A 9,879-nucleotide genomic window follows, 5' to 3' on the forward strand; every position below is an offset into this window, starting at 1 on the left:
TCATCCGCGCTTTGAATTTCCCCATGCCTCGGCGCTGTTATTTGCCTCACGACGCGGCACGTCCGAATTTCAAAGAACTGTTGCCTAATATTGGCCCGGACACGACACACGGAGGGGAGCGGTGACCGTGCGACGGGACTTCAAGGAGCCTGCCAGATGCCGCCCCGACCAGGTCATCGGCAGGGAGGAGCTGTTCACCGCCGCGCGTGAGCAGCTCGGGCGGGGCGGCAGCGTGCTGCTTCACGGACCTGCCGGAATTGGGAAGTCGACGGTCCTGCGGGCATTGGCCGGGGAATACGGCGGGGCGTCGCGCACCGTGTTGCGCTGCTCGCCCACCGAGTCCGAATCCCATCTTCCGTTCCTGGCCCTGGCCGACCTCCTCGGTCTGGTCCTGGACGAGGTCTCCGACCGGCTCCCCGCCGCCCAGCTCACCGCCCTGGAGTCGGCGCTGACCGGCCGCGGCGAGTCCACCCTCCAACGCGACGGCCTCGCCCTGCGCCTGGCCGTGCTGTCCACGCTGCGCGCCCTCGCCGACACCGGCCCCGTCCTCGTCGTCGCCGACGACCTCCAGTGGCTGGATCCGGCCAGCGCCGAACTGCTCGGCTTCGCCGCCCGCCGTCTGGGCGACACCCCCGTGCGGATGCTGTGCGCGGTGCGGACCGAGGGCGAGGAGTACGACCGCCATCTACGCGCGTCCCCGCCGGACACCCTCGCCGTACGCCTCGGCCCGCTCTCCCGCGCCCAGATGTCCGCCCTGCTGGACCACCGCGGCTACACCGGCCTGCCCCGCTCCACGGTCCGGGACATCCACCGCACCAGCGGCGGCAACGCCCTGTTCGCCCTCGAACTGGGCCGCGCTCTCGCCGAGAACGCCACCCCGCCCCGCCCCGGCGAGCCGCTGCCGGTGCCCACCTCGCTGCGGGCCCTGGTGCTCAACCGTCTGGAGATGCTGTCGGACCAGGCCCGCCGCACCCTCCTCGTGGCCAGCGCCGGTGCCCGCCCCACGCTGGCCCTGCTGCACGCGGCCGGCCGGGACAACGCCGAGGCCGAGACCGCACAGGCCGCCGAACTCGGGCTGCTGGCGACCGAACCCGAAGGTCCCGCCGTACGGTTCGCGCACCCGATGATCTCCGCCGCGCTGTACGCGGAGGCGCCCGCGCAGGAGCGTCGTGCCGCGCACGCCGCGCTGTCCACGGCCGCCTCCGACCCCATCGAACGCGCCCGGCACCTGGCCCTCGCGACCACCGGCACCGACCCGGAGGTCGCCGCCCGCCTGGCCGAGGCCGCGACCCTGGCCCGGGACCGGGGAGCGCCCTCGGTGGCCGCGCAGCTCTCCCTGCTCGCCGCCCGGCACACCCCGGTGGACGGCACGCCGAGCCCGGACGTCCTGCGGCTGGCGGCCGCCGAGGACGCGATCACCGCCGGCGAGCTGGACCTCGCCCGGGACATCGCCCGTGAGGTGCTCGCGCGCACGGCCGTGCCCGCCGAGCGGGTGCGGGCCTGGATCGCGGTGATCGAGACGGCGGGCCACGCCATGACGGAGGTCGACTCGATCTTCCCGCAGGCCCTCGCCGACGCGGGCGAGGACCCCGAGCTGCTGGCCCTGGTCCACTACCAACTCACCTGGCGCGCCCTGCTCGTGGAGGGCGACTTCGACGAGGCCCGGAGGGAGGCCGGGTACGCGGCGGAGCTGGCCGCGCGGGCCGGCGACCGCTACACCGAGCTCCTGGCGCTCGCCCTCAAGGCGCAGATCGAGACCCTGATGGGCCACCTGGACGCCCCCGCGACCATCCGGCGCGCGCTGGAGGAACCCCAGGACCCGAGGGTGGCGTGCCATCACAACGGGGCCGGCTACTCCCGCTTCCGCTGGCTGATCATGAGCGACCAACTCCCCGAGGCGCGCGCCGCGGTGACCGCGCTGCTGCGCGAGGTGCGCCGGCACGGGTGGGTCGAGAGCGAGGTGCACTTCCTGCGCGGGGTCGCCGAGACCGAGCTGCACTCCGGCCACTGCGGGCGCGCCCTGGACCTCGCCCGCGAGAGCCTGCGCCTCGCCCGCGACACCGGCATCGGCGAGGTGGCCTCGGCCGTGCTGACCTCGCTGGCGGAGGCCGCGGGCGGAGAGGTGGACCGGGCGCTGGCGCTGGCCCGGGAAGCGGTGGAGCACGCCGAGGAGGTCGGCGACCAGATGTACGTCTCCCGCGCCCTGGCCGCGCTCGGCCACGCCCAGCTGGTGGCCGGGGACACGGAGGCGGCCGTGCGTTCGCTGCGCCGGGTGCGCGAGGTGGAGCAGGGCCTCGGCATCACCGATCCGGCGCGCGGCCGCTGGCACGGCGACCTCGCCGAGGCCCTGGTACGCGGCGGCGAGTTGGCGGAGGCGCAGGACGTCATCGACGTCACGCGCGAGTCGGCACTGCGGCTGGACCGGGAGAGCGTGCTGGCCGTGCTGGACCGGGCCGAGGCGCTGGTCCGCGCGGCACGCGGCGAACAGGACGCCGCCCTCGTCCAGTTGACGTCGGCGCAGGACCGGCTCGCCGAGCTGGGCTACGGCCTGGAGGAGGCGCGGGCCGCGTTCGCGCTGGCCCAGCTGCGCGCCGGAGCCTCGGGCCCGACGTCGTACGACGAGGCGGCCCGGCTGTTCCGCCGCTGCCGTGCGCTGCCCTGGCTGCGGCGGGTCGAAGCGGCCACGGCCGCGCGGCCCGTGGAGGCGGCCCCCGTCCACGCGGCCACGCCGGACGGACTGGACGGACTGGACGGGCTGGACGGGCTCGCCTCGATGGAGCGTCAGGTCGCCGCGCTGGTCATGGAGGGGGCCACCAACCGGGAGATCGCCGCGCGCCTGTTCATCAGTGTCAAGACGGTCGAGGCGACCCTGACCCGTGTGTACCGCAAGCTGGGGATCCGATCGCGGGTCGACATCGTCAGACTGGCAGCGGGCCGCCGTACGACGTGAATTCACCCGTCCTTGTCGGTGCGCGCGGGTTTAGCGCTACCCGACCGAGGGTTTTCCCTGCCCAACTCCCTTAGGGGGTTCCCTCATTGGGAAGGGGAACTTCCGGGACCTACCTTATGGATGTGCCGCTCGCCCGGGCACACGGGGGTCGGTCCCGCGACCCCCGTGCGTACCCCCACACCCGCGCGTCCCCCACCGGCAACCCCCCAATGAGGAGTCTCATGTTCGGGCTCACCCGTGCCAGAAAGACCGCCGCCGTGGCGGCCGGCGTCGCCGCCGCCGCGACGGCTCTGCTCAGCGCCCCCACCGCTGAGGCCGCCGACTCGCGCATCGTGGGCGGTTCGACGACCACGACGACCGCGTACCCGTTCATGATGCAGATCACCGACGCCTCGCAGAACCAGTTCTGCGGCGGCACGCTGGTCTCCGCCACCAAGGTCGTCACCGCGGCCCACTGCATGGCCGGCGAGACCACGAGCAGCGTCCGCGTCGTCGGCGGCCGCACGTACCTCAACGGCACGAACGGCACGGTCAGCCGGGTCAGCGACATCTGGGTCCACCCGGACTACCAGGACGCCACCAAAGGCAACGACGTGGCCGTGCTGACCCTGTCCACGTCGATGCCGTACACCCCGGCCTCGTACGTCGACTCCTCGGACACGGGCGTGTACGCCTCCGGCACCACCGCCCGCATCATCGGCTGGGGCACCACCTCCTCGAACGGCAGCTCCTCCAACCAGCTGCGCACGGCGACCGTGCCGACGGTGTCCGACTCCAGCTGTTCCAGCTCCTACGGTTCGGACTTCATCGCGTCCGACATGGTCTGCGCCGGATACACCTCCGGTGGCGTCGACACCTGCCAGGGCGACAGCGGCGGTCCCCTGCTCATCGGGGGCGTCCTGGCAGGGATCACTTCCTGGGGCGAGGGTTGCGCCCGGGCCGGTTACCCGGGTGTCTACACCCGGCTGACCACGTTCTCGGACGAGGTGACCGAACAGGTCGAGTCCTGACCGGGAACGGCGTCCACAAGGTCTCCCGAGCACGCCTCGGGTGACAGACCAGGGGGCGTTGCGGGCCTCCACGAGCGGCCCGCAACGCCCCCTGTCCATGTCCGTCCGCCCGGGGTTGAATGGCCGGGATCGTACGGAGGTGATGGGCATGGTGTCCGCCGACCGGCTGCTTGCCTTCGCGGCCATGTCGCTCCTGGTGGTGCTGATCCCGGGGCCGAGCGTGCTGTTCGTCATCGGACGGGCGCTGGCGCACGGCCGCCGCTCCGCGGTGGCGACGGCCATCGGCAACGTCTTCGGCTCGTATCTGCTCGTGGTCGCGGTCGCCGTGGGCATCGGCTCGCTGGTGGAGCGGTCCGCGGCGATCTACCTCGGAGTCAAGCTGGCAGGCGCCGCGTACCTCGTCCTCCTGGGCGTACAGGCGTTCCGGCACCGCGGGGAACTGCGGGTGTCGGCGACCGGACCCGGCTCGGCGCGTCCGGCCCGCGGCGATCTGCGGACGGTCCTCGACGGCGCCCTGGTCGGCGTCACGAATCCCAAGGGCGTCGTGTTCTTCGCCGCCGTACTCCCCCAGTTCGTGGACCGGCCGGCGGGCCAGGTCGCCCTCCAGATGCTCGTGCTGGGCCTCGTCCCGATCACGATCGGCCTGGTCACCGACACCCTGTGGGGCCTGACCGCGTCCGCCACCCGCACCTGGTTCGCCTGCTCGGACCGGCGGTTGTCGCTGATCGGCGGGGCGGGTGGCTTCACCATGATCGGGCTCGGAGTGACGGTGGCGGTGACGGGCCGGGCGGACTGAGGTCCGCCGCGCGACTACGGGATGACGGTCCCGAAGCGGATGTCGTACGACTCCTGCGGGTGCATGACCTGGAGCATCCGCGCCGCCTCCTCGGCCACGTCCGCGCGCTGCGCCTTGCCGAGCTCGCCGAAGGGCTCGATGACGAGGGCGTCGCCGAGGATGCGCCAGACACCGGCGAGGAAGCCGTCGACGAGGAACGGGCAGTAGACCGTGTTCGCCTGCCAGGTACGGCCACGGTTCGCGGGCGGAACGACACGGGTGCGGTCGGCGTGGGAGAGCAGGAGGTTGTCGAACTCGGGCAGGAAGCGGGGCGGCGCCGGGGTGTCCGGGTCGGGGCGCGGGGCGTCGGGGAGGTCGAAGAGTTCGACGCCGTTCTCGTCCCGGAAGGTGAGCAGCTGGGGGCGGAGCCGTTCGAAGGCGGCGCGCATCCGGGTCAGGCCCGCCCAGGTCTGCATGTCCTTAACGGAGGCCGGCCCGAAGGCGGCCAGATAGCGCAGGACCGTGGCGTCGGCCGAGGCGGCCGGCTCGCCGGGACGGTCCAGCCAGTGCTCGGCGGTGGTGAGGGAGACCTGGGCGCTGCGGCCCCACATGCCGCGCGGGGTCACCTGGACGAGGGGCAGCGTGCAGCGGGCCGCGACGGCCAGGGACTGCGGGTCGGCATCCGGCCACTCGGCGCTCAGGGCCTCACGCAGCTGCTTCATGGTGCGGGGCTCGGCCTCGACGAGCTCGCGGGCGATGCCGGCGAGCCGGTCCAGGTCGACGCCGACGAGACCCTTGCGGAAGTAGTTGATCTCGCGGTCCCTGGCGGGTTGCACCAGCGGGCGCAGGGTGAGGCTGTCGTCGGCGGTGTGCAGATGGATCGTCGAGCGCATCGTGACGATACGCACGACCGCGCGGTCGCCGAGCGGCCCGGACAGTTCCTCGGGCGTGAAGCCCTCGAGCCGGGCGGCGAGCGCGTAGTACGGCGGTTTGACCTCCTGCGCCTGGAGCCCGACCAGGTGCTCCACGGCCGCGAGGGCGGACAGCGGCGAGCGGCGCAGCAGGAGCTGGCGGTCGAGGGTGGCGCGGTTGAGGGCGCGGGTGCTGAGGACTGGGTCCGTCCTGGTCATCGCCTTGCCCGCCTTCGTCCGCGCTGTCGTCACCGTTGGCACCTTCGTCACCGTCTTGGCCGCGTCGGCCTTTTTCGACATGGTCCGCTTGGTCATGCTCCGCACGCTAGTGGGGCTTGCGGACAGTTTCCGTCCGCGTATCCGCGTCTCTCACCGGATCCCGGACCGACCCGCCCCTTCCCATGTCATTCGCCCCGTATATCCTGCTCGGTGATCACGCACTCGTCGTCCCGACCGGGAGGCAGCCGCGATGTCCGAGCGACGCGCCCGCCCCGCCTCGAAAAACTCCATGAAGTCCGTGTGGCGCCGAGCCCTCACCGCGCCGCAGCCACCGGAGACACCGACCGCGGCACCTCCGGCGCCCGCCGAGACGTCGGAGCCGTCGGACGTGGCGAGTGTGGTGCAGGCGGCGCTGTACCGGGACGGGGTGCGGGTGTCCAGCCCCACCACCCTAGCCGAGACCTACCGTGAGCTGCGCGACCAGCCCTCCGGCATGGCATGGATCGGCCTGGCCCGCCCGACGGAGGCGGAGCTCCTCTCCCTGGCCGCGGAGTTCGACCTGCACCCTCTCGCGGTCGAGGACGCGATGGAGGCACACCAGCGGCCCAAGCTGGAGCGCTACGGCGAGACGCTGTTCGTGGTGCTGCGCGCCGCCCGCTATCTGGACGCGCCCGAGGAGGTCGACTTCGGCGAACTCCACGTCTTCGTCGGCCCCGACTTCGTGATCACCGTCCGCCATGGCGCCGCCCCCGACCTGTCGGCGGTGCGCCGGCGCATGGAGGAGACGCCGGAGCTGCTCAAGCTGGGCCCCGAGGCGGTGCTCTACGCGATACTGGACACGGTGGTCGACGGCTACGAACCGGTGGTCGCGGGCGTCCAGATCGACATCGACGAGATCGAGACCGAGGTCTTCCGCGGCGATCCCGAGGTCTCCCGCCGTATCTACGAACTCTCCCGGGAAATGGTCGAGTTCCAGCGCGCGACCCGCCCGCTCGTCGGCATGCTGCACGGCCTGATGGCGGGCTTCTCCAAGTACGGCACGGACGAGGAACTCCAGCGCTACCTCCGCGACGTGGCCGACCACGTGACCCACACCAGCGAACGCGTCGACGGTTTCCGCCAGGCCCTCACCGAGATCCTCACGGTCAACGCGACGCTGGTCACGCAGCAGCAGAACGCGGAGATGCGGGCGTTGGCGGAGGCGGGGTTCGAGCAGAACGAGGAGATCAAGAAGATCTCTTCTTGGGCAGCCATTTTGTTCGCTCCGACGTTGGTCGGGACGATCTACGGAATGAATTTCAGGCACATGCCGGAGTTGCACTGGGTGCTCGGATACCCCTTCGCTCTCGCCCTAATGGGAGTTGTTTGCGCCAGTTTGTACATCATCTTCAAGCGGCGGGACTGGCTCTGAGTAATCACCGTGGAGGGCTGCCGTCCTGAGTATGTGCAGCTCCGATCGCAGGCTTGGATGACGCGTTCGAGGCCACTGGGGAGTGTCTGGGGAGAACAGAAGACACGGACCTGCTCCATATCGGGATCGGTGAGAGCCTCACGCAGGGCAGACGTCATGCTGTGCAGATCGGCCAGTTTCCGGCCCAGGTCCGCCCGCATCCGTGCGGTCCACACGCCGGGCTCATGAGCCTCGCCCGCCGCCTCAAGCAGCACAGCCACTCCGTCCTCGGTGTCCAGGTGACCGAGAAACCTTGGCGTGCGTACCGGCGCGATCGGTGCCAGATGCTGATAGAAGCGCAGCTCTCGCAGAGCGGCCGCGATCGCCTCGGCGCCCAGCACGGCAGGAGTGAAACCCGAAAAGCACTGCTGACAGGAATGCCCAGTCAGAGCGGCGAAACGCCTCACGGCCAGTTCAGCCCCGAGCACATCCGCGCCACCTGGAGTGGGACGGCGAGCGTCGAGGACGCCGCCCAGGCGTTCGTCTTGTCGAGATCGAAGAGCTACGACCTCGTTCGCCGCGGAGAATTCCCATGCCGCGTGCTACCGATAGGCCGCACCACCCGCGTCGTCACCGCCTCGCTCATCCGCGTACTCGAAAGCGGCGAGCCGGAGTACAACGGAGCCTCCAGTGCAAGCCCCAATCCGTCATGACCAACTGCACGACGACGCCCCGCCGCAGCAAGCCGGCGGGGGTCGTCGTATCAGGTCCCCGTCTACGCAGGACCCCAGCCGGAGCAAGCCGCCGGGGGTCCTCACGTGTCACAGCCCCTATAAGCGGGGTCCTGGCTGCAGCCATCTGACCAGGTGGAAGACCTCCCGGGCCGCGTAGCGCTTGAGGCAACGAACGATTTCGCGCCGGGTCTTGCCCTCTTTGATCCATCGCTCGTAGTAGACCCGGGGGCACGGGTCGACCCGCAGGCGGGTGAACACGATGCGATGGAGCGCGGCGTTGGCCTGACGGTCGCCGCCGCGGTTGAGGCCATAGTGCGTTCGATGGTCCAACGGTGCCGACCCAGCCTCTTCGAGGACTCGATGCCTTTGCGGGCGATGCGGTGCCGGATGCCGCGCTGGCGTAACCATCGGCGCAGGTGGTCGTAGTCGTAGCCCCTGCACCGTTTCCAAGGCGAGCTCGGCTTACGTCACGCCTGCTGTACGGATCTCGGCGCGCAGCACCTGGGCGTGGTCGTCGGCGTCGGTGCGGCCGGCGTCGCGGGCGAGCGGCGCGATATGGGTGATCAGGGTGGTGGCGCGCAGATCCACGTCGGCCAGAAGCTGCTCGGCGAGGGTGAGTTCATCGTTGGCGACGGCCGGGTTGGTGAAGGCCAGGGCGAAGGCGCGGTGGGCCTGGCTGTTGCCGCGCTCATCGGTGACGCCGTGGTCGCCGTCGGTTGCTTCGGACCGGTCGTGGGGTACGTCGGTGGCGAGTGGCGTCGTCGCGTTGTCGGGGCCGGTGTGTGATCGGTCGTCCAGGGTGATGGCGGCAGGGGCCCCGTCCGGAGCGAGGGCGGTCAACTGGTGGTGGACCGCTGGTAGAGGGTGGTGGACAGGTCCCAGTTGCCGTCACCTTCGTCAGCGGTGTGCGTGACGTTGTTCGATGCCCGTCCTCGGTGACCAGGGTGGCGGCGATGTGGATGTGATCGTCCGCATGCCGTACGGCGGCCCAGCGGCATACAAGCTGTCCGCCGGAGGTATCCCAGGCACCTCAAGTATCTGCACGTCAGAAGGGCTGGGATGGTTCCACCGTGCTAGATCGGCTGTCGGCTGTTGCGCCCGGCCACTGTGACCGCTGATGCTCTTGGTGCCGCACCGACCAGGCCCGGACCGACCAGCCAGCCTCGCCGGGGCATCCACGTCCACATACTCATCCAGGGGGAACACCCATGTCCATGCGTATCCGAACGAGCGCTCTCACCGCACTTGCCGTCGCCGCCTTTGCGGCGGGCTCGGTCCTGACGGCGCCGGCCGCGGGCGCAGCACCGAAGGCCGCCGCGCCCAAGTTCCTGTCGGCGTCCCAGCTGCCGCCGCACCCGACGTCGTCCTGGACCGCCGGGCGGGTCACCGAGGGGTTCCCGGAGGCACTCGGCCTCTGCGTGAGCACGGAGGGCGTGCTCGACTACGACTACCGGCACCGGGAGTTCCGCACCGACCTGGACACCGGCGCCGTGCAGTTGACCGTCGTGACGGGTACAGCCGCCCAGGCCAAGGCCCTGGCGAAGCACTACGACGACCTGATCCGCACCTGCGCCGACCGCATCGAGGAGTCCTCGCCCGACGTCGACGCCGAGGGCCGGGACTACGGCACGCTGCCGGTCGAGGAGGGCGCCCACGTCCGCGGCCTGAACACCGAGGCGTCGGGGGGCGCCACCGACATCGCCCTGCTGTCGGTCGGACGGGACGACAGGACCGTCACCGTCGTCAAGTGGGGCGAGATGGGCGACTTCGTGAACGCGCCCGTGACCGCCTTCAAGAAGACCACGATCACGGCCGTCAACAAGCTGTACTGACCGGGCGGCCACCGGAAAGGTACGGGGCGGGGACCCTCGTACGTCGGCCAGGTCCCCC

General features: G+C 71.1%; 8 protein-coding genes and 2 pseudogenes. 6 read left to right on the forward strand and 4 right to left on the reverse strand.

Annotation, left to right across the window (positions count from 1 at the left end):
- Positions 1 to 121 precede the first annotated feature (121 nt).
- The 3 genes from ACZ7NC_RS30295 (at position 122) to ACZ7NC_RS30305 (ending at position 4,756) form a co-directional block, all read left to right on the forward strand.
- Positions 122 to 2,950: an AAA family ATPase gene (locus tag ACZ7NC_RS30295; protein ID WP_471492678.1), complete on the forward strand. Its 2,829-nt coding sequence runs from the start codon at positions 122 to 124 to the stop codon at positions 2,948 to 2,950.
- A 221-nt stretch (positions 2,951 to 3,171) separates the two neighbouring features.
- Positions 3,172 to 3,960, forward strand: coding sequence for a S1 family peptidase (locus ACZ7NC_RS30300; RefSeq protein ID WP_471492679.1), 789 nt, complete (start codon positions 3,172 to 3,174; stop codon positions 3,958 to 3,960).
- 148 nt (positions 3,961 to 4,108) lie between these two features.
- Entirely contained in the window at positions 4,109 to 4,756 is a 648-nt protein-coding gene (locus ACZ7NC_RS30305; RefSeq protein WP_471492680.1) for a LysE family translocator, read from the forward strand.
- 14 nt (positions 4,757 to 4,770) lie between these two features.
- Here ACZ7NC_RS30305 and ACZ7NC_RS30310 read toward each other — a convergent pair whose 3' ends face one another.
- Complete coding sequence (locus tag ACZ7NC_RS30310; protein ID WP_471492690.1) at positions 4,771 to 5,865, reverse strand: winged helix DNA-binding domain-containing protein; 1,095 nt, start codon at positions 5,863 to 5,865, stop codon at positions 4,771 to 4,773.
- Positions 5,866 to 6,115: 250 nt separating this feature from the next.
- Here ACZ7NC_RS30310 and ACZ7NC_RS30315 point away from each other — a divergent pair, with 250 nt between their 5' ends.
- Together ACZ7NC_RS30315 and ACZ7NC_RS30320 are read left to right on the forward strand one after the other, a co-directional pair.
- Positions 6,116 to 7,276 carry a magnesium and cobalt transport protein CorA gene (locus ACZ7NC_RS30315; protein WP_471492681.1) on the forward strand — a complete coding sequence of 387 codons (1,161 nt, stop codon included), beginning with the start codon at positions 6,116 to 6,118 and terminating at the stop codon, positions 7,274 to 7,276.
- 53 nt (positions 7,277 to 7,329) lie between these two features.
- Positions 7,330 to 7,968, forward strand: a complete 639-nt coding sequence (locus ACZ7NC_RS30320; RefSeq protein ID WP_471492682.1) for a hypothetical protein — start codon at positions 7,330 to 7,332, stop codon at positions 7,966 to 7,968.
- 117 nt (positions 7,969 to 8,085) lie between these two features.
- On the opposite strand, the pseudogene ACZ7NC_RS30325 reads toward ACZ7NC_RS30320, so the two are convergent.
- From ACZ7NC_RS30325 to ACZ7NC_RS30335, 3 genes and pseudogenes are all read right to left on the reverse strand, one after another.
- A pseudogene (locus tag ACZ7NC_RS30325) lies at positions 8,086 to 8,295 on the reverse strand (IS110 family transposase); the annotation flags it as partial.
- Positions 8,295 to 8,393: pseudogene (locus tag ACZ7NC_RS30330) on the reverse strand (IS5/IS1182 family transposase); the annotation flags it as partial. The pseudogenes ACZ7NC_RS30330 and ACZ7NC_RS30325, both read right to left, overlap by 1 nt.
- Before the next feature lie 58 nt (positions 8,394 to 8,451).
- Entirely contained in the window at positions 8,452 to 8,829 is a 378-nt protein-coding gene (locus ACZ7NC_RS30335) for a hypothetical protein (protein WP_471492683.1), read from the reverse strand.
- 368 nt (positions 8,830 to 9,197) lie between these two features.
- On the opposite strand from ACZ7NC_RS30335, the gene ACZ7NC_RS30340 reads away from it, so the two are divergent.
- Positions 9,198 to 9,821, forward strand: coding sequence for a hypothetical protein (locus ACZ7NC_RS30340; RefSeq protein WP_471492684.1), 624 nt, complete (start codon positions 9,198 to 9,200; stop codon positions 9,819 to 9,821).
- The last annotated feature ends 58 nt before the right edge of the window (positions 9,822 to 9,879 follow it).

It is taken from the genome of Streptomyces sp. NPDC111802 (assembly GCF_055634335.1).